Genomic DNA, 19,231 nt, shown 5'->3' on the forward strand with positions numbered 1-19,231 from the left:
CGCGCCGAGCCGCCGCCGACCCGGTAAGCCGCCGCCCGGCCGCGTGCCCGGCCTTCGAGCATCACCAGCGCGAGCGCGAACACCATCAGCACCAGCGACAGCACGGCGGCCCGCGACGGGTTGAACCCCGAGCGGTACGCGCCGTAGATCACCCACGTGAACACCTCGTAGCGCATGGCGGCGACGGCACCGAAGTCGCTGATCACATACAGCGCCACCAGCAGCGCGCCTGCCGCGACGGCGGCGCGTACCCGCCGCAGCGTCACCCGGAACAGCACGGCGAGGCCGGACAGCCCGAGCGAGCGGGCCACCTCCTCGTGGGCGGGGTCCATCCGGTTCAGGGCCGCCGTGGTGGTCAGCAACACGTACGGATAGCAGCCGAGGGTGAGCACCAGGCACGCGCCCCAGAAGCCGGCCACCGCGGGCTGCGCCGACAGCCACAGGAACGCCAGCAGGTAACTCGGAATCGCCAGCGGCAGGGCCAGGACGACGCCGAAGAACCGCCGGAACGGCACGTCGGTGCGGGTGAGCAGCACCGCGAACCCCACGCCGAGCACCACGCATCCCGCGGTCACCACGACCACCAGCAGCAGTGACCGGCCGACCAGGGCGGCCGTCCGCTGCTGGGCGAGTTCGTCGGCGACGAACGCCCACCCGCGGGCCAGCGCGCGGTCGCCGAGGTAGTACAACGGCAGCAGTGTGGCCGCCGAGACACCCGCGGCGGCGCCGAGCAGCAGCGCGGGCGGCCGACGGCGCACCCTGGCTCGCCGCACCCGGATCAGTTCGTCAGCAACCCGGTTGCGACCAGCATCTCCTGGGTCGCCTCGAGGTCGTCGAGCTGGGACAGGTCCACCGCGGGAGGCTGCAGATCGGCCAGTGGCGGCATGCCCTCGGCAGTGGCGACGCCGGCGACCAGCGGGTACTCCTTGGTCTCGCCGGCGAAGTACTCCTGGGCGGTCTTGCCCACCAGGTAGGCCGCAAATCGTTGCGCCCCAGCAGGATTCGGTGCCGACTTGAGGACGCCGACGCCGGCGACGTTGACCAGGCCACCCGGGTCGCCCGGCGCCATGAACTTGTTCTGCGCGGTCACCGCGTCCCCGCCCTTGGCGTCGATCAGCTCGTAGAGGTAGTAGTGATTCACCAGACCGAGCGCGACCTCACCCTTGTCGACGGCATCGCGGACCGCGACGTTGTTCTCGTAGGCCTTCGGGTTCTGCGCCTTGAACGCGCGCAGCCACTGCTCGGCTCCCGCATCGCCGCGTACCACCCGCAGACCGGTGACGAACGACTGCCACGACGCGTTGCTCGGTGCGAACCCGATCTTGTCCTTCCACTCCGGCGCCAGCACGCCGTCGACGGTGTCGGGCGGATTCGGTGCGAGCCGCGGATTGAACACCACCACCCGCGCACGACCGGACACGCCGACCCAGCTGCCGTCGGCCGCCGAATAATTGGCCGGCACGGCTTCCAGTGTCGCGGTGTCGATCTGGGCGAACAGCCCGGCCTTGGCGACCGCCCCGAGCGCCCCGGCGTCCTGGGACAGGAACACGTCGGCGGGCGACTTGTCGCCCTCGGTGATCAGCTGGGCGGCCATCTCCCCGGAACTGGCGTAGCGCGCCTCGACGTTGAGCCCCGTCTCGGCCTTGAACTTCTCCAGCAGCGGCCCGACGAGCTCCTCACTGCGGCCCGAGTACACCACCAGCGACTCACTTGCGTCGACGGAATCCGAGCCGCCGCACGAGGTCAGGGACAGCACGGTGGCGGCGGCGCACACCGCGGCCGTGAGGCGTGACAAGGCGAAACGCATGGATCGACCCGCTTTCGTCGTGCACTGTGAGGCCGCTGTGAACCGACCCGGCTCTGGCAACTTATCACCGAGCGACTGAGGACAGGCTCAGCTCTGGCGACGGGCCGCCGGCTGGTCACCACGAGCGCGCGGGCCGCACAGCGCACCGGTTACCATTGGATTCTCATTCGCCGAACGAGGAAGGGACTACGTGCCGCAGGCACCCGCCGATGGCCCCGGTACCGAACGGGCCTGCCGGGCCGAGCAGCCGTCCCCGGAGCAGTCCGACGCGGAACCCTCCCCTAGTCGGCCGGGCCTCGTGCCCGGCGCCCCCGCGGGGAGAATGAAGTGAGCGTCACGCTTTCGCTCCTGTCGGTGCTGGCCATCATCGTGCTGACCGCAGGCACCGCCGTGTTCGTGGCGGCGGAGTTCTCGCTCACCGCGCTGGAGCGCAGCACCGTCGAGGCCAATGCCCGCGACGGGGACCGCCGCGACCACATGGTCCGCCGGGCGCACCGCACGCTGTCGTTTCAGCTGTCCGGGGCGCAGGTCGGCATCTCCATCACCACGCTGGCCACCGGCTACCTCGCCGAACCCGTCGTCGCGCGGCTGCTGCAACCCGGCCTTGACGCCCTCGGCCTGCCCGCCAACGTCGCAAGCGGGTTGGCCCTGGTGCTGGCCATCCTGATCGCCACCTCGGTGTCGATGATCTTCGGCGAACTGGTGCCCAAGAACCTGGCCGTGGCGCTGCCCGTGCCGACCGCGCGCGCGTCGGCGCCGCCGCAACTGCTGTTCTCGATGCTGGCCACCCCGCTCATCCGGATGACCAACGGCACCGCCAACTGGATCCTGCGCCGCCTCGGCATCGAGCCCGCCGAGGAACTCCGCTCGGCCCGCTCGGCGCAGGAACTGATCTCACTGGTGCGCAACTCGGCGCGCAGCGGATCACTGGACCCGGTCACCGCGGTGCTGATGGACCGGTCGCTGCAGTTCGGCGAGCGCACCGCCGAGGAGCTGATGACCCCGCGCACCGAGATCGAGGCGATGCAGGCCGACGACACCGTGGCCGACCTCATCGAGGCGGCGATCGGCACCGGCTACTCGCGCTTCCCGATCGTGGAGGGCGACCTCGACTCGACGATCGGAATGGTGCACGTCAAGCAGGTGTTCGCGATACCGCACGACGAGCGGGCGAGCACCAAGCTGGCGACCTTGGCGCTGCCTGTGGCCACCGTGCCGTCGACGCTCGACGGCGACGCGGTGATGACCCAGATCCGCGCCAACGGCCTGCAGACCGCCCTGGTCGTCGACGAGTACGGCGGCACCGCGGGCATGGTCACCGTCGAGGACCTCATCGAGGAGATCGTCGGCGACGTGCGCGACGAGCACGACGACGCGACCCCCGACGTGCAGCCCGCCGGTGGCGGCTGGAAGGTGTCGGGCCTGCTGCGGATCGACGAGGTGGCCACCGAGACCGGATTCCGGGCGCCCGAAGGCGAATACGAGACGATCGGCGGACTGGTGCTGGAGGAACTCGGCCACATCCCCGAACCCGGGGAGACCGTCGAGCTCACCGCCTTCGACCCGGACACCGTCCTGGACGACCCGGTGCACTGGCTGGCGACCGTGGTGCAGATGGACGGCAGGCGCATCGATCAGCTCGAGCTGACCGAGCTGGGCCGACGCGGCGAGATCGAGGACGAGGAGCGGGACGACTGATGGGCGGCGACCTCTTCGGCGTGCTGCTGACCGTGCTGCTGCTGGCGGCCAACGCGTTCTTCGTCGGCTCGGAGTTCGCGCTGATCTCCGCGCGCCGCGACCGGCTCGAGGCGCTGGTGGAACAGGGCAAGAGCAGCGCCGTCACCGTCATCCGGGCCGGTGAGAACCTGTCGCTGATGCTGGCCGGCTCCCAGTTGGGCATCACCGTGTGCTCGATCCTGCTCGGCCGGGTGGGCGAGCCCGCGGTGGCTCACCTGCTGGAGAAGCCGTTCGGGCTCGTCGGCATCCCCGACGCGGTGCTGCACACCGTGTCGTTCGTGGTGGCACTCGGCATCGTGGTGACGCTGCACGTCCTGCTCGGTGAGATGGTCCCGAAGAACATCGCCATCGCGGGCCCGGAATCCACGGCGATGCTGCTGATCCCGGTCTACCTGATCTACATCCGGGCGGCTCGGCCGTTCATCGCGTTCTACAACTGGTGCGCCAACAGCACGCTGCGGGCATTCGGGGTGGAGCCGAAGGACGAGCTGGCGGTGGCGGTGTCCACGGTGGAGCTCTCGGAGATGATCGCCGAGTCGGTGTCCGAGGGTCTGCTCGACACCGAGGAGCACACCCGGCTGACCCGCGCGCTGCAGATCCGCAACCGCGTGGTCCGCGACGTGGCGATGCCGCTCAGCGAGATCCACACCGTGTCCGCCACAGCCGCGGACTCCGGCCCGACCGTGGGCGCGGTCGAACGGGCACTCGCCGAGACCGGCTACTCACGCTTCCCCGTCGCGGGTCCGTCCGGCGAGTACGTCGGCTATCTGCACATCAAGGACGTGCTGCCGCTGGTGCACGACCCGGAGGCGGTGCTGGACCGCTCGCTGGTGCGCCCGCTGCTCACGCTGCCCGCGTCGCTTCCGCTGCCCGATGCCCTGACCCGGCTGCGGCGCGACAACAGCCACCTTGCCCTGGTCACCACCGACGGCACGGTGACGGCGATGGTGGCGCTGGAGGACCTGGTCGAGGACCTCGTGGGGACGGTGCGGGACGGCACCCACCGTGTCTGATGTCGCGCTGCGCGCGAAGGCGGCTGACGTGCCACTGCGCGCCGGGACCGCCGTCCTCTCCGAATCCGATTGGCAGGCACGCGAATCCGCTCACCGGGAGCGCGTCGACGCGTTCTGCGCGCCGCATCTGGCCCGCCGGCGCGCCGGCCGGGCGCATCCGGTGTGGGACTTCCTGTTCACCTACTACAACCTGCGGCCGCGTCTGCTGCGCCGCTGGCACCCGGGCTTCGGGGTGGTGCTCGCGGGCGAGTCCGCCGCGCGCCACCTGGACATCGCCGGCTATCACCACACGCCGCAGGGTGTCACCGTCAGCACGGAGTACCTGGCCGGACGGGCCGACACCGTCGGGTTCATCGCCGACCTGCTGACGGCGACCGCCCGGCGGGCACCCCGGATGAACTGCTTCGGGCTGCACGAGTGGGCGATGGTGTACCGCGCCCCCGAGGTCCGCCACGCGCAGGTGCCGCTGCGCCTCGGCCCGACGGGCACCGACGCGGTGGTCGAGTCGATGCCGTTGCGCTGCAGCCATTTCGACGCTTTCCGGTTCTTCACCGATGCTGCCGCGGGCCGCAACGCCGAACGCCTCACCCGCGACCGCCAGATCGCCACCGAGCAACCGGGTTGTGTCCACGCCGCGATGGATTGCTACAAATGGGCCTACAAGCTGGGACCGTTGGTGTCCTCCGAGCTGGTGATGGATTGTCTCGAGCTGGCCGCCGACGCGCGGGAGCTGGACATGCGGGCCAGCCCGTACGACCTCAGCGGGTACGGATTCGACCCGATCGCCGTCGAGACACCGGCGGGTCGGGCGGAGTACGTGCGCGCCCAGCAGGAGATCGCGGAGCGGGCCGCACCGCTGCGAGCCACCCTCGCCGGCAGATGTGACCTGCTGCGCACGGCGGCGCGCGGCGCGGGGGCCGACGTTACCGGTGGGTAAGGTGAGTCAACGCGCGTCGCGTCAGCGGACGTGCCGGTGAGCGAGGAGGAAACGATGACCGATCGCGTCGAGGTGGGAAATCTGCGCGTGGCCCGGGTGCTGTACGACTTCGTCAACGACGAGGCGCTGCCCGGCACCGACATCGACCCGGACAGCTTCTGGTCGGGCGTCGACAAGGTGGTCGCCGACCTCACTCCACGGAACACCGAGCTGCTGGCCCGCCGTGACGACCTGCAGGCGCAGATCGACAAGTGGCACCGCCAGCGTGCGATCGGCCCGCTCGACGCCGACGAGTACCAGCAGTTCCTCACCGACATCGGCTACCTCGCCGGCGATCCGGGTGACTTCACCATCACCACCGAGAACGTGGACGCGGAGATCACCTCGACCGCGGGTCCGCAGCTGGTCGTGCCGGTCACCAACGCCCGGTTCGCCCTCAACGCCGCCAACGCCCGCTGGGGTTCTCTGTACGACGCGCTGTACGGCACCGACGTCATCTCCGAGGAGGACGGCGCCGAACAGGGCAGCGGCTACAACCGGGTGCGTGGCGACAAGGTCATCGCCTACGCCCGCCGGTTCCTCGACGAGAGCGTGCCGCTGGCGACGGGTTCCTGGTCGGATCCGACCGGCTTCAAGATCGACGACGGGCAGCTGCTGGCCGAGCTCGGCGACGGCGAATCCAGCGCGGATGACTCCTCGCGCGAGCGCTCGTCGGTCGGCCTGGCCGACCCCGGACAGTTCGTCGGCTACACCGGCGACTTCGGGTCGCCGCAGTGGTCGTTCCTGCTGCGCCACCACGGCCTGCACATCGAGGTCCTGATCGATCCCGACTCCCCGATCGGTTCCACCGACACCGCGGGCATCAAGGACGTCGTGCTGGAGTCCGCGGTCACCACGATCATCGACTTCGAGGACGCCGTCGCCGCGGTCGACGCCGACGACAAGACGGCCGCCTACCGCAACTGGCTGGGACTGATGCGGGGTGACCTCTCGGCTCCGGTCAGCAAGGACGGCAAGAGCTTCACCCGGGTGCTCAACGAGGACCGCACGTACACCACCCCGGACGGCGATGGCGAGCTCACAGTGCCCGGCCGCAGCCTGCTGTTCGTGCGCAACGTCGGCCACCTGATGACGAACGACGCGATCGTGGACGCCCAGGGCAACGAGGTCTACGAAGGCGTTCAGGACGCCCTGTTCACCAGCCTGGCAGCGGTCCACGGACTGCGCGCCGGAGGCGGCAACGGTCCGCTGGCCAACAGCCGCACCGGGTCGGTCTACATCGTCAAGCCGAAGATGCACGGACCCGACGAGGTCGCCTACACCGTCGAGCTGTTCAGCCGGGTCGAGGATGTGCTGGGCCTGCCGCAGAACACGCTCAAGGTCGGGATCATGGACGAGGAGCGGCGCACCACGGTCAACCTCAAGGCCTGCATCAAGGCCGCCGCCGACCGGGTGGTGTTCATCAACACCGGCTTCCTGGACCGCACCGGCGACGAGATCCACACCTCGATGGAGGCCGGCCCGATGATCCGCAAGGCGTCGATGAAGAGTCAGCCGTGGATCAAGGCCTACGAGGACAACAACGTCGACATCGGCCTGGCCGCGGGCTTCGTGGGCCGCGCCCAGATCGGCAAGGGCATGTGGGCGATGACCGATCTGATGGGCGACATGGTCGAGCAGAAGATCGGGCAGCCCAAGGCCGGCGCCACCACCGCGTGGGTGCCGTCGCCGACCGCGGCGACGCTGCACGCGATGCACTACCACCAGGTGGACGTGGCAGCCGTGCAGCAGGAACTGGCGGGCAAGCAGCGCGCGAGCCTGGCCGATCTGCTGACCATCCCGCTGGCCAAGGAGCTGGCGTGGGCGCCCGAGGAGATCCGCGAGGAGGTCGACAACAACTGCCAGTCGATCCTTGGCTACGTGGTGCGCTGGATCGACCAGGGAGTGGGCTCGTCGAAGGTGCCCGACATCCACAACGTGGCGCTGATGGAGGACCGTGCCACGCTGCGGATCTCCAGCCAGCTGCTGTCGAACTGGCTGCGGCACGGCGTGATCACCGAGGACGACGTGAAGACCAGCCTGCGCCGGATGGCCGCGGTGGTGGACGAGCAGAACGCGGGCGACGAGAAGTACCTGCCGATGGCGACCGACCCGGAGGGCAGCGTGGCGTTCCAGGCGGCCCAGGAGCTCATCCTGTCCGGCACCGCGCAGCCCAACGGCTACACCGAGCCGATCCTGCATCGCCGCCGGCGCGAGTTCAAGGCCGCTTCGGGCGCCCGCAGCTGACCCGGCATCCGGGGTCATCGGCGTTGACTAGACTTCGGCGTTGCATTGATGACCGGTCGAAAATGACCGGTCGACGAGACGAACACGGGAGCAGGAATGGGTAGGCACAGCATTCCGGATCCCGAGGACTCCGCGGACGAACCGGAAATCCCGCCGCAGAACGGAACTTCCGCCGAGGATCCGGGAACACCGCATCCGCGTCCGGGGCGCGGCCACGGCGAACCCGGGCCGCCCGCGGAGTACCGGCGACCGGAGTACGGGGACCGGCGCGGCCAGGATCCGGGCTACCCGGACCAGGACCCGGATCACGACGCGGACGACTATCCGGCCGACGACTTCCCGACGACCGCGCACCGCCGCACCGAGTACTCGGACGCAAACGGGCGGGATACCGACTACCGGGACGCCGGCTACGGCGATCCCGGCCACCGGGCTCCCGGCTTCCGGGACTCCGGCTACCGCGACTCCGACTACCGCGATCCCGAGCACGATCAGCCGGACCACGGATTCGGCGCGTCCCGTGACCGCCGCCGCGACGAATACGGCGGCTTCCGCGGCGATGACCACCCCGATGACCACCCCGATGACGACGTCGACGACGACTACGACGACGACTACGGGCCCGGCGGCCCGCCGCCGTCCACACCGGCAGGCCCCCAGCACAGCGGTGACTGGGACGGCGGGGAATGGACCGGCAGCCACCGCGCCGTCGCGTCCGGGCGGCGCGGTGTCAGCGTCGGCGTGATCGCCGCCCTGGTGACCGTCGTCGTGGTGGTGGCCGCCGTCATCCTGTGGCGCTTCTTCGGTGATGCGCTGTCCGACCGCAGCGACGTCGCTGCCGCGCGCTGCGTCGACGGTGAACTCACCGTGGCCGTGCTGGCCGACCCGTCCATCGCACCGCAGATCGAGACACTGGCCAACGGATACAACGAGACGGCGAGCCCGGTCGGCGACCGCTGCGTGAAGATCGGTGTCAAGCCCGCAGGATCGGATCAGGTGGTCAACGGGTTCACCGGGGACTGGCCGGCCGATCTCGGTGAACGGCCCGCGCTGTGGGTCCCCGCCAGCAGCATCTCCGCGGCACGCCTCGAGGCCGCTTCCGGGCCGCAGACCATCGACGACAGCCGGTCCCTGGTCACCTCGCCGGTGCTGCTGGCCGTCCGTCCGCAGATGAGAGCCGCCCTCGGACAGCAGAACTGGTCGACCCTGCCCAGGCTGCAGACCAACCCGACCGGTCTCGACGGGCTCAACCTGCCCGGGTGGGGTTCGCTGAAGCTGGCGCTTCCGCGCAGCGGTGACAGCGACGCGTCCTACCTCGCCGCCGAGGCGGTCGCCGCCGCGTCGGCCCCGCCGGGCGCACCGGCGAGTGGCGGGATGTCCGCGGTCAACACGCTGCTGGCAGGCCAGCCGAAACTGGCCGACGACAAAGCGGGTACGGCGATCGACGCGCTGGTGAGGGCGCCCGACCCGGCGACGGCCCCGGTGCATGCGGTCGCGGTCACCGAGCAGCAGCTGTTCCAGCGCGGCGCGTCGCTGCCCAATGCGAAGAACTCGCTGGCTTCCTGGCTGCCGCCCGGCCCGACGGCCACCGCCGACTACCCCACCGTCCTGCTGTCCGGCGACTGGCTGTCCAAGGAGCAGGTCGCGGCCGCCAGTGAGTTCGCCCGCTTCATGCGCAAACCCGAAGGGCTCGCCGAACTGGCCAAGGCCGGCTTCCGCGCCGAAGGCGCCACCCCGCCTGCCAGCGACGTCACGGCGTTCGCGCCGGTGTCGGCGCCGCTGTCCATCGGCGACAGCGCGATGCGCGCCACCATGGCCGACGCGTTGACCGCACCTGCGAAGGGTTCAGCGGTCACGATCATGCTCGACCAGTCGATGCCGGCCGCCGAGGGCAACAACTCGCGGATGGGCAACGTCGTCAACGCCCTGATACCCCGCATCGACGCGCTGCCGCCGACCGCGGCCGTCGGACTGTGGACCTTCGACGGCGCAGCCGGCTCCTCGCGGGTGCCGATGGGCCCGCTGTCGGAGCCCGTCGGAGGCACACCGCGTTCGCAGACCCTGACGACGACACTGGATTCGTTGGCGTCGACGTCGGGCGGCGCCGTCTCGTTCACCACGCTGCGTCTGGTCTACAACGAGGCGCTCGCGAACTTCCGGCCGGGACAACCCAATTCGGTGCTGGTGATCACCGAGGGCCCGCACACGGACCAGTCGCTGGACGGGGCAGGCCTTCAGGCGTTCGTCCGGGAGGCCTTCGACCCCGCGCGTCCGGTGGCGGTGAACGTCATCGACTTCGGCTCCGACTCCGATCAGGCCACCTGGGAGGCCGTCGCGCAGACCACCCGCGGCACCTACCAGAACCTGGGCACCTCCAGTTCCCCCGACCTGACCGGCGCAATCACCCGCTTCCTCGGCTGAGCCCCGGCGACACCGGGTGACGCCGGTGACTCGGGTAGCGCACTACTCGTGCCAGAGCGCTCCGGCGCGCCGACCCTGAGCGCATGGGCAACAAATATTCCGTCAAGGCAGGCGACACCCTGTGGGGCATCGCCGAACAGTTCTACGGTGACGGCCGCCGTCACAGGGTGATCGCGGTGGCCAACGACCTTGCCGACCCCGACGACATCGTCGTCGGCCAGGAGTTGGCGATCCCCTACGTCACGTACCGCTACCAGGTCCGCGCCGGTGACAGGAAGGCCGATCTGGCGCGGCGCTTCTACCACGACGTGGCGATGAGCGGGGTCTACGAGATCGCCAGCGGGGCCGCGCAGCGTCCGCTCGAGGTCGGCGAGTGGCTGGTGGTGCCGGACCTGGCCGACGCCGGGCACCACACGATGGCCGAGGGGGAAACCCTGGAGACCCTCGCGGACGACTGGTACGGCGTCCCGACGTTCTGGACGATCATCGCGATCGCCAACCGGCTGGGCGGCTCCGTCCACCCGCCCGGGACCCTGCTGACCCGGCCGCGGATGAACCGGCGCCGCAGCGTGGTCCGCGGCGACACCCTGTGGCGGCTGGCCACCGACGAGTACGGCGACTACGGCGCGGACCGCACGCTGACCGCGGTGAAGCTGACCGCCGCGGCCAACCTGATCACCGATCCCGACCATGTCGAGGTCGGGCAGGTCGTGCACTTCCCGTCGATGTGGCCCTGACTCAGGCGAACGCCTCGACCGGCGGGCACGAGCACACCAGGTTGCGGTCGCCGTAGGCGCCGTCGATGCGGCGCACCGGTGGCCACACCTTCGGCCGGTGACCCTTGCCGAGCGGGTAGGCGGCCTCCTCGCGGGTGTACGGGTGGTCCCAGTCCGCCACCAGCAGGCACTCCGCGGTGTGCGGTGCGCCGCGCAGCGGGTTGTCGTCGACCGACCACTCCCCCGATCCGACACGGTCGATCTCCGCGCGGATGGCGATCATGGCCGCGATGAAGGCGTCGACCTCGGTCAGGCTCTCACTCTCGGTGGGCTCCACCATCAGGGTGCCGGCCACCGGGAAGCTCATCGTCGGAGCATGGAAACCGTAGTCCGCCAATCGTTTCGCGACATCGTCGACGGTGACGCCGGTCTGCTTGGTGATGGGGCGCAGATCCAGGATGCACTCGTGGGCGACCATGCCGTTCTCGCCGGTGTAGAGCACCGGGTAGTACTCGTCGAGCCGGCGGGCGATGTAGTTGGCCGAGGCGATCGCCGTCAACGACGCCGCACGCAGTCCCGCGGCCCCCATCATCCGGATGTAGGCCCAGGTGATCGGCAGGATCGACGCCGATCCGTACGGCGCGGCCGACACGGTGTAGTCGTCACCGAGTTCGTCGGCCAGCGGGTGGCCGGGCAGGTAGGGCGCCAGATGCGACCGCACCGCCACCGGACCGACGCCGGGGCCGCCGCCGCCGTGCGGGATGCAGAACGTCTTGTGCAGGTTCAGGTGGCTGACGTCGCCGCCGAACCGGCCCGGGCGCGCCAGACCCACCAGCGCGTTGAGGTTGGCGCCGTCGACGTAGACCTGACCGCCCGCGTCGTGCACGGCAGCGCAGATGTCGGCGACGTCGTGTTCGTACACCCCGTGCGTGGAGGGATAGGTGATCATCAGCGCCGCAAGGCGTTCCGCGTGCTCGGCCACCTTGGCCCGCAGGTCGTCGAGGTCCACGTCACCGTTGGGGCGGCAGGCCACCACCGCCACCCGCATACCCGCCAGCGCCGCCGACGCCGCGTTGGTGCCGTGCGCACTCGATGGGATCAGGCAGATGTTGCGTTCGGCGTCACCGCGGCTGAGGTGGTAGGCCTGGATCGCCAGCAGTCCGGCGTACTCGCCCTGCGAGCCGGCGTTGGGCTGCAGCGAGATCTCGTCGTAGCCGGTGATGCCGGTCAACCACTCCTGCAGATCGGCGATCAGCCTGCGCAGGCCCGGGGTGTCCGAGGCGGGGGCGAACGGGTGCTGACGGGCGAACTCCGGCCAGGTGATGGGTTCCATCTCGGCGGCCGCATTGAGTTTCATCGTGCACGACCCGAGCGGGATCATGCTTCGGTCCAGGGCGATGTCCTTGTCGGCCAGCGACCGCAGGTACCGCATCATCTCGGTCTCGGTGCGGTACCGCGAGAACGCCGGATGGGTCATGAATTCCGAAGTGCGGGTGGCGATCTTGGGCCCGGCGAAGGACGCGCCGCCGCGGTCGGCGCCGAACGCCGACAGCACCGTCGCGACGTGCTCGGCGGTGGTGGCCTCGTCGCAGGAGACCGAGACGTGGTCGGCGTCGACCTGCCAGACGTTGATGCCGCTCGCCTTGGCCTCGTCGCGGACCTGCGCGGCGCGACCCGGGACGCGGGCGAGCACGGTGTCGAAGAAGGCGTCGTGCACCACCTCCACCCCGGCATCGGCCAGTCCGGTGGCGACGGCGCGGGCGTGTCCGTGCACCCGTCGCGCGATCGACGTCAGCCCCTCGGGGCCGTGATAGCTGGCGTACATCGCGGCGATCACCGCGAGCAGCACCTGTGCGGTGCAGATGTTGCTGGTGGCCTTGTCGCGGCGGATGTGCTGTTCGCGGGTCTGCAGCGCCAGCCGGTACGCCGGCGAGCCGTCCGCGTCGACGGACACCCCGACCAGCCGGCCGGGAAGCTGCCGGGCGTGCTTGGTGTGCACCGCGAGGTAGCCGGCGTGCGGTCCGCCGAAGCCCATCGGCACGCCGAACCGCTGGGTGGTGCCGAACGCGACGTCGGCGCCGAACTCGCCGGGCGGGGTGATCAGGGTCAGCGCGAGCAGGTCTGCGCCGAAGGCGACCAGTGCCCCGCGTTCGTGCGCCTCGGTGACCAGGGCCGACCAGTCCACCACCGCCCCGCTCGCGCCGGGCAGCTGGGCGATGACGCCGAAGAAGTCGCCGTCGGGCAGTCCGTCGCGGAGGTCCGCAGTGACGATCTCGATGCCAAGCGGTGCGGCCCGGGTGGCGAGCACCGCCGCGGTCTGGGTGTAGACGTCCACGTCGACGGCCAGCCGGTGGGACTTGCTCTTGCCCGCCCGCTGCATCAGCGTCACCGCCTCGGCGGCGGCCGTGCCCTCGTCGAGCATCGACGCGTTGGACACCTCGAGGCCCGTCAGGTCGCAGACCATGGTCTGGAAGTTGAGCAGGGCCTCCAGCCGGCCCTGGCTGATCTCCGGCTGGTAGGGGGTGTAGGCGGTGTACCACGCGGGGTTCTCGAGGATGTTGCGGCGCAGCACCGGCGGCGTCAGCGTGTCGAAGTAGCCCTGCCCGATCATCGACACGGCCACGGTGTTCGAGTCCGCCAGCGCGCGCAGTTCGGCGAGCGCCTCCTGCTCGGAGGCCGGCGGCGGCAGCTGCTCCAGCCCGGGCGCCACGCCGTCGGCCGACAGCGCGTCGATGATGTCGGCGGGGAGCGCCTTGTCGGCGAGTTCCTGCAGCGACGCCACACCGATGGTGTCGAGCATCGTGGCGACGGCGTCGGCATCGGGGCCGATGTGCCGGTCGGCGAAACGGGTTGGGTGGGTGTCAACCACTGGTCAGCACTCCTGACGCGTGAGGGCGGAAACCGCTGCGTACCGCTCGGGTTCCTCTCCCTCTGTCGTCGGTGCCTGAGAGATTCGGCGCGAGCGCCTTTCCCCATGGGCGGGTGGACGGCCGCCGTGCCCGGTGGGTCCACCACTTTCCAGAGGCATCGGGGTCACGCGCGGTCCTGGGTGCCTGAGAGGTTGACGGAGAGGTGTTGCTCCTTCGGCGCCCGTGACGTACAGCCACGGATCTCTCCCGCGTGTGGGCGATGCGTCGACCAGTCTAGCGGTCGGCCGATGCCGTCGCCGTGCACCGCGTGTCGCGCGGCGCAGATGTGGTCCCGGTCAGCCGATCTTGCGGTCGCGGTGCTTGCGCCGCGACGCGAGCTCGTCCTCGGGAGCGGCGATCGACTCGCCGCCGTCGGCCCGCTCGCCGGGGAAGTCCGCGATCGCGCCGGTCAGTTCCCGCATCGCGCCGGAGACGGCGATGCCGAACACGCCCTGGCCGCCCTGCAGCAGGTCGACCACCTCCTCGGCGGAGGTGCACTCGTAGACGGTGGTGCCGTCGGAGAACAGCGTGATGTTGGCCAGGTCGCTGACGCCGCGCTGACGCAGGTGCTCGACGGCCACCCGGATGTTGTGCAGCGAGATGCCGGTGTCCAGCAGTCGCTTGACGATCTTGAGGACCAGGATGTCCTTGAACGAGTACAGCCGCTGGCTGCCCGACCCTGCGGCGCCCCGGATGGAGGGCACCACCAGCGAGGTGCGGGCCCAGTAGTCCAGCTGCCGGTAGGTGATGCCGGCGATCTGGCAGGCGCTCGGCCCGCGGTAGCCGACGAGTTCGTCGGGCACCGAGTCGTCGGGGAACAGGCCGCCCTGGACGGGTTCGCCGACCGGTGCGGTGGCCGGGTTGGCCGCCCTCTCGCCGGAGGACAGATCCAGCTGCTCCTGACGTGGCGTGTCGCCCACTATGGAATCCTCTCGCCGACCGAACCCGCTCGCGGGGAAACTGCGTTGACCTGCACTGCAGTCCACCTGCTACGAGTCCGAATGTGTCCGAGCATACGCTTTCCGACGGCCGGTGACTGCCCGTCGCCCTCAAAGTATGGCGGCCTGCTCCACCGTTGCCGGGCACCTGCGCCGCGTGTCGACGCCGGAGTCGCCAGTTGAGACGCATCCGTGACCATCGACGGAGCCACGGCCGGAATCAGGTCGCCTTGAAGTCGTCGGGCGACACGCTGTCCAGGAACTCCTTGAACTTCTCCACCTCGTCCTCACGGACGGCGCCCGCGGCCTCCTCGTCGTTCTCGTCGGGGATCAGCAGGCCGGCCTCGGCCAGCACCGCCTCTTCGACGTAGATCGGGACGCCGACGCGCAGCGCGATCGCCACCGAATCCGACGGCCGCGCCGACACCTTGATGTCGCGGTCGAAGACGAGGTCGGCGTAGAAGGTGCCCTCCTGCAGGTCGACGATGCGGACCTCGCGCAGTGAGTGCCCGAGCGCGGCGATCAGGTCGCGGATCAGGTCGTGGGTCAGCGGCCGGGCCGGCTCGACCCCCTGCTGCTCGAGTGCGATCGCGGCGGCTTCGGACTGGCCGATCCAGATCGGCAGGTACCGGTCACCGTTGGATTCGCGCAGCAGCAGCACCGGCTGGTTCTGAGGCTGCTCCACGCGAATGCCGACCACCCGTACCTCAGCCATCAGTGTCTGCCCTCCGCACCCGGTGTGCCGCTAACCGTTCGGGGCCCAGCGGGCCCCGGACGCGACGAAAAAGCCGTCACGGCGAGTCTAATCCTCACCGATCCAGTACGTCGCGTACGGCCGACTTGATCAATGACGTGTGCAAGGTGATCGCCAGGGCCGCCACCTCGCGGGCGAGGTCGTCGGCCCGGTCACGGGCTCCGGCCTGACTGCCTTTGCCGACGGGACCCGCGATCTGGGCGATCAGGTCGGACTGGCGGTCCGCCGCCGACCGGAACGCCCGGAGGTGCCGCGGCTCGACGCCGTATTCGGCGAGCGCCCGGGCGCACTGCGCGATCACCACGGAATGCTCGTCGAAGAATCCGCCGGGCCCGGTGGTGATGACGCCGCTCTTGACCAGTGCGGTCAGCAGCTCCTCCGCCACACCGGATCGCGTGAGCAGGTCCTCGCGGCTCAACCGGACCTGCGTGCGTGCCACCCCCGACGCCGCCGCGCCGTCGGCGGTATCCCCGGCGTCACCGTCCGCCGGCACCAGCCGCGGCACCCCGTAGGGCGACTTGGGTTGCGGCAGCTCGCCGTCCGGTTGTGCGTCCAGCTGCGCCTTGATCACCTTCAGGGGCAGGTACTGGTCCCGCTGGGCGGTCAGCACGAACCGCAGCCGTGCGCAGTCGTATGCCGTGAACCGCCGGTAGCCCGACGCGGTGCGCTCCGGTGTGACCAGACCCTCGGCCTCGAGGAACCGGATCTTGGAGATGGTCACGTCCGGGAAGTCCGGTCGCAGCAGATCGAGGACCGCTCCGATCGACATCCCGGAGAACGCGGGGGTGTCGGGGGCGGTCACGGTCAGCTGCCCGGGCCGCTGTCGTCGTCGGTCTTGGGGCCGGTCAGGAACACCAGGCGGAACTTGCCGATCTGCACCTCGTCGCCGTTGGCCAGCACGGCCGAGTCGACCGGTTCGCGGTTGACGTAGGTGCCGTTGAGGCTGCCGACGTCGACGACCTGGAACTCGCCGGACTCGAGCCGGAACTCTGCGTGACGGCGGCTGACCGTGACGTCGTCGAGGAAGATGTCGCTGTCGGGGTGACGGCCGGCCGACGTGGTCGGCTGGTCGAGCAGGAAGCGCGATCCGGCGTTGGGTCCCCTCTTGACGACCAGCAACGCCGAGCCGACGGGCAGTCCCTCGACCCCGGAGACCGAGCCTTCGGCGCTCGCGCTCGCCGGTGCATCGAGTTCGTTGAGGAAGTCGGCGCGGAACACCGAAGTCGTCTCGACAGTGACTTCGTCAGACGTCTGATCTGCTCCGGAACTGCTGTCCTTCTCCGTCACCCGCTGCTCCTTACTGGCTGCTGTGGCGTCATCCGGCCGGTGCTCCGGCCGTCATTTGTCCTTGGTCGACCGTACCGCGCAGTGCGCCTCGTTGTACCCACCACCGCCGGATCGGCCAGTCGTGGGCCGTCACCGCGTCAGGTCGGTCGAACTTGTCCGCACGACCCTAACAACTGCTACTCGGTCACGGTGGCGCGGTAGCCGTCCGCGTCGAGCAGGCCGTCGAGGCCGCCGTCGTCGGATCCGCTCGACAGCTGCAGATCGACCAGCCAGCCCTCGCCGTACGGATCGGAGTTGACCAGCTGCGGCGTGCCCTCCAGATCACCGTTGACGGCAACCACTTTGGCGGTGACCGGGGCGTAGAGGTCGGAGACGGACTTCGTCGACTCCACCTCGCCGAAGGAATCGCCCGCGGCCACCTCGGCGCCGACATCGGGCAGTTGCACGAACACCACGTCGCCGAGCGCGGCCTGGGCGTAGTCGGTGATGCCGACCCGCACGGTGTCGTCACCGGTGCGCTGAACCCACTCGTGTTCCTCGGTGTACAACAGGTCGGACGGGATCTCGCTCACGCTGCTCCTCGAGGGGTCGTGCTCTGCCGGTTCACTTGACCGGCTGAGCGTATTGGCGGGGTTTCGGTTGCCGCAAGGCGGTGACGTCGACGCGCTCGGCCTGTTGTACCACCATCGTCCCGCCGACCCGTTCCACGCTGTCCATCGCCCCGCCCGGGATGTTCATCGCTGCGGCAAGGGTCGGCGGATCACCAATGGCCAGAACCGAATACGGCGGATTGAGGGTGACGCCGTCGACGTCGAGGGCGCCGGGTGTGCCCACCATCCAGGTGTCCACCCCCACCCGCACCGGGACCGGTTGGCCGTCTCGAGTGCCGCGGATCTCCATGGCCTCCGCCCCGGCGTTGCGCAGCTCGTTGATGACGTCGAGCATTGTCTCGGCCGGCACGCCCGGTGTGGTGTCGGTGATGGTGAGCACCACGCCCGGGCCGGTCGCGGCGACCGTGCCGATCAGGATCGACAGTGCGGCGAGGCGGGCCTGGGCGTTCTCGATGGCGGCGGCGTCGCTGCTGCCGGACGCCTGCAGTTGCTCCAGCGTCCGGCGCAGGTCGTTGACTTCGGTGTTGAGCGCCGCCTCGCGCTGCTGCAGCGAGTCCAGCAGCACCAGCAGGTCCGCGGGCCGCGCGGTCTCCAGCGAGTCGCCGGACTCGTTCTGCCGGACCTGCGTGACGATCGCCGCACCGAGCACCACGCACAGCAGGATCGCGAGCGTGCCGAACACGATCTGGCTGCGACCGCGCCGGAACACGCCCGCGACGCCGCCGGGTCGCAGGTCGCCGATGGGCCGGGGCGGCTCGTCGGGGGGCAGCTCGTGGCGGCCGTGGTGCTCCGCCGGTTCCTCGTGGCGGCCGGGCGTGTCGTCAGGGGAATCGGTGCTCATGCTCAGGCGCCGAACAGTCTGCGCCGCAAGGCGGCGGCGTTGCCGAAGATGCGGATGCCGAGCACCACGATGATGGCCGTCGACAACTGGGTGCCGACGCCCAGCTGGTCGCCGACGTAGACGATGAGTGCGGCGACGAGCACGTTGAACACGAACGAGATCACGAACACCTTCGAGTCGAAGATCCGCTCGAGGTAGGCCCGCAGTCCGCCGAACACCGCGTCCAGTGCGGCCACCACGGCGATCGGCAGGTACGGCTCGACGAACTCCGGCACGTCCGGCCGGAACACCAGGCCCAACACGATGCCGATGACGAGTGCCGCGATCCCGATCATGTGTGTCCGTTCATCCCCGGTGTGCTCACTGCTGTCCGATCTGCTTGGCGAAGTGGACATCTCGCACCGCGCCCGCAGGCAGTGCGAGGTCGTCGGCCGTGCCGACGCCGACACCGACGCCGTAGGCGGCTTCGAGCAACCGCAGTCGCTGCAGGCCCGGAGTGCGGTCGAAGATCTCCGTCATGCTCGGCGGCCCCACCGCGAGGATGGTGTACGGGCTGGTGATCGGCTGGTTGTCCACCAGGATCCCGCCGCCGGCCTGCCGCACGGTGACGTTGGGTCCGATGCGCACCCCACCCACCGAGACCGCCTCGGCGCCGCTCACCCACAGCGAGTTGACCACCAGCTGCAGGTCGCGGTCGAGGATCACCTGCCTGCTGCCTGCCACGCGCTGCTTCGACACGTCGCTGAGGTCCTCGGCCACGCCCGGATCGGTGACGGTCACCGTCAGTCCCGGACCGGTCACCGCGGTGGCGGCGGCGGCGAACGTGGCACCGTCCAGGTTGTCCAGCAGCCGACGGCCCAGCGCGTCGCCCTCGAGCCGGCTGCGCCTGTCGGCGTCCACCTGTGCGGCGAGCGCGTCACGCTCGGCCGCGAGGCCGTCGTCTGTGGCCTCGGCCGAACGGACGCTGCCGGCCA

The 19,231-nt window shown here is 70.2% G+C and carries 17 protein-coding genes and 2 riboswitches; of the genes, 6 read left to right on the forward strand and 11 right to left on the reverse strand.

Going from position 1 to position 19,231, the window contains the following annotated elements; translation table 11 throughout:
• Both Q2100_RS20285 and Q2100_RS20290 read right to left on the reverse strand, forming a co-directional pair.
• Nucleotides 1-758: ABC transporter permease (locus Q2100_RS20285; protein WP_302915508.1), on the reverse strand; the 758-nt coding region annotated here is incomplete at its 3' end.
• A gap of 20 nt (nucleotides 759-778) precedes the next feature.
• Nucleotides 779-1,807, reverse strand: coding sequence for an iron ABC transporter substrate-binding protein (locus Q2100_RS20290; protein ID WP_302915509.1), 1,029 nt, complete (start codon nucleotides 1,805-1,807; stop codon nucleotides 779-781).
• 327 nt (nucleotides 1,808-2,134) lie between these two features.
• Here Q2100_RS20290 and Q2100_RS20295 point away from each other — a divergent pair, with 327 nt between their 5' ends.
• The 6 genes from Q2100_RS20295 to Q2100_RS20320 all read left to right on the forward strand — a co-directional run bounded on the left by Q2100_RS20295 (nucleotide 2,135) and on the right by Q2100_RS20320 (nucleotide 10,938).
• Nucleotides 2,135-3,505, forward strand: a complete 1,371-nt coding sequence (locus Q2100_RS20295) for a hemolysin family protein (RefSeq protein WP_302915510.1) — start codon at nucleotides 2,135-2,137, stop codon at nucleotides 3,503-3,505.
• A complete protein-coding gene (locus Q2100_RS20300; protein WP_302915511.1) occupies nucleotides 3,505-4,557 on the forward strand; it encodes a hemolysin family protein in 1,053 nt (350 codons plus the stop codon). The genes Q2100_RS20295 and Q2100_RS20300 overlap by 1 nt, the downstream gene beginning before the upstream one ends.
• Nucleotides 4,550-5,494: a 3-methyladenine DNA glycosylase gene (locus Q2100_RS20305; RefSeq protein ID WP_302915512.1), complete on the forward strand. Its 945-nt coding sequence runs from the start codon at nucleotides 4,550-4,552 to the stop codon at nucleotides 5,492-5,494. Before Q2100_RS20300 ends, Q2100_RS20305 begins: the two co-directional genes overlap by 8 nt.
• 54 nt (nucleotides 5,495-5,548) lie before the next feature.
• Entirely contained in the window at nucleotides 5,549-7,780 is a 2,232-nt protein-coding gene (locus tag Q2100_RS20310) for a malate synthase G (protein WP_302915513.1), read from the forward strand.
• Between the two features lie 96 nt (nucleotides 7,781-7,876).
• Entirely contained in the window at nucleotides 7,877-10,201 is a 2,325-nt protein-coding gene (locus Q2100_RS20315) for a substrate-binding domain-containing protein (protein WP_302915514.1), read from the forward strand.
• Nucleotides 10,202-10,284: 83 nt separating this feature from the next.
• Nucleotides 10,285-10,938 (forward strand): LysM peptidoglycan-binding domain-containing protein, encoded by a 654-nt coding sequence (locus tag Q2100_RS20320; RefSeq protein ID WP_302915515.1) that lies wholly within the window; start codon nucleotides 10,285-10,287, stop codon nucleotides 10,936-10,938.
• Nucleotide 10,939: 1 nt separating this feature from the next.
• Here the strand turns inward: Q2100_RS20320 and gcvP are convergent, their stop codons facing one another.
• From gcvP to Q2100_RS20365, 9 genes are all read right to left on the reverse strand, one after another.
• The gene (gene gcvP / locus Q2100_RS20325; protein WP_302915516.1) at nucleotides 10,940-13,786 is read right to left on the reverse strand and encodes an aminomethyl-transferring glycine dehydrogenase; all 2,847 of its coding nucleotides are present in this window, start codon (nucleotides 13,784-13,786) and stop codon (nucleotides 10,940-10,942) included.
• 52 nt (nucleotides 13,787-13,838) lie between these two features.
• Nucleotides 13,839-13,947: riboswitch (glycine riboswitch) on the reverse strand.
• Nucleotides 13,948-14,046: riboswitch (glycine riboswitch) on the reverse strand. It lies immediately after the preceding riboswitch.
• Nucleotides 14,047-14,122: 76 nt separating this feature from the next.
• Entirely contained in the window at nucleotides 14,123-14,746 is a 624-nt protein-coding gene (locus Q2100_RS20330) for a MerR family transcriptional regulator (RefSeq protein ID WP_264010833.1), read from the reverse strand.
• A gap of 238 nt (nucleotides 14,747-14,984) precedes the next feature.
• Nucleotides 14,985-15,479: a bifunctional nuclease family protein gene (locus Q2100_RS20335; RefSeq protein WP_264010834.1), complete on the reverse strand. Its 495-nt coding sequence runs from the start codon at nucleotides 15,477-15,479 to the stop codon at nucleotides 14,985-14,987.
• Nucleotides 15,480-15,573: 94 nt separating this feature from the next.
• Nucleotides 15,574-16,320 (reverse strand): transcriptional regulator FtsR, encoded by a 747-nt coding sequence (ftsR, locus tag Q2100_RS20340; protein WP_264010835.1) that lies wholly within the window; start codon nucleotides 16,318-16,320, stop codon nucleotides 15,574-15,576.
• A gap of 2 nt (nucleotides 16,321-16,322) precedes the next feature.
• Nucleotides 16,323-16,805: a glycogen accumulation regulator GarA gene (gene garA, locus Q2100_RS20345; RefSeq protein ID WP_264010837.1), complete on the reverse strand. Its 483-nt coding sequence runs from the start codon at nucleotides 16,803-16,805 to the stop codon at nucleotides 16,323-16,325.
• A gap of 176 nt (nucleotides 16,806-16,981) precedes the next feature.
• Nucleotides 16,982-17,377, reverse strand: a complete 396-nt coding sequence (gcvH, locus tag Q2100_RS20350; RefSeq protein ID WP_264010838.1) for a glycine cleavage system protein GcvH — start codon at nucleotides 17,375-17,377, stop codon at nucleotides 16,982-16,984.
• A gap of 31 nt (nucleotides 17,378-17,408) precedes the next feature.
• Entirely contained in the window at nucleotides 17,409-18,257 is an 849-nt protein-coding gene (locus Q2100_RS20355) for a DUF881 domain-containing protein (protein WP_302915517.1), read from the reverse strand.
• Nucleotides 18,258-18,259: 2 nt separating this feature from the next.
• Nucleotides 18,260-18,592, reverse strand: a complete 333-nt coding sequence (locus Q2100_RS20360) for a small basic family protein (protein WP_264010840.1) — start codon at nucleotides 18,590-18,592, stop codon at nucleotides 18,260-18,262.
• Between the two features lie 25 nt (nucleotides 18,593-18,617).
• A partial coding sequence (locus tag Q2100_RS20365; protein WP_302915518.1) for a DUF881 domain-containing protein occupies nucleotides 18,618-19,231 on the reverse strand: 614 nt, incomplete at its 5' end.

Origin of the sequence: Mycolicibacterium arseniciresistens (assembly GCF_030519285.1) — a bacterium.
In the GTDB taxonomy this organism is placed as follows: domain Bacteria; phylum Actinomycetota; class Actinomycetes; order Mycobacteriales; family Mycobacteriaceae; genus Mycobacterium; species Mycobacterium arseniciresistens.

Bases quoted from the DNA above. Each gene is read 5' to 3' on its own strand.
- Q2100_RS20290 (WP_302915509.1), bottom strand. From the start codon at position 1,807: ATGCGTTTCGCCTTGTCACGCCTCACGGCCGCGGTGTGCGCCGCCGCC.
- Q2100_RS20300 (WP_302915511.1), top strand. From the start codon at position 3,505: ATGGGCGGCGACCTCTTCGGCGTGCTGCTGACCGTGCTGCTGCTGGCG.
- Q2100_RS20310 (WP_302915513.1), top strand. From the start codon at position 5,549: ATGACCGATCGCGTCGAGGTGGGAAATCTGCGCGTGGCCCGGGTGCTG.
- Q2100_RS20315 (WP_302915514.1), top strand. From the start codon at position 7,877: ATGGGTAGGCACAGCATTCCGGATCCCGAGGACTCCGCGGACGAACCG.
- Q2100_RS20320 (WP_302915515.1), top strand. From the start codon at position 10,285: ATGGGCAACAAATATTCCGTCAAGGCAGGCGACACCCTGTGGGGCATC.
- Q2100_RS20335 (WP_264010834.1), bottom strand. From the start codon at position 15,479: ATGGCTGAGGTACGGGTGGTCGGCATTCGCGTGGAGCAGCCTCAGAAC.
- Q2100_RS20355 (WP_302915517.1), bottom strand. From the start codon at position 18,257: ATGAGCACCGATTCCCCTGACGACACGCCCGGCCGCCACGAGGAACCG.
- Q2100_RS20360 (WP_264010840.1), bottom strand. From the start codon at position 18,592: ATGATCGGGATCGCGGCACTCGTCATCGGCATCGTGTTGGGCCTGGTG.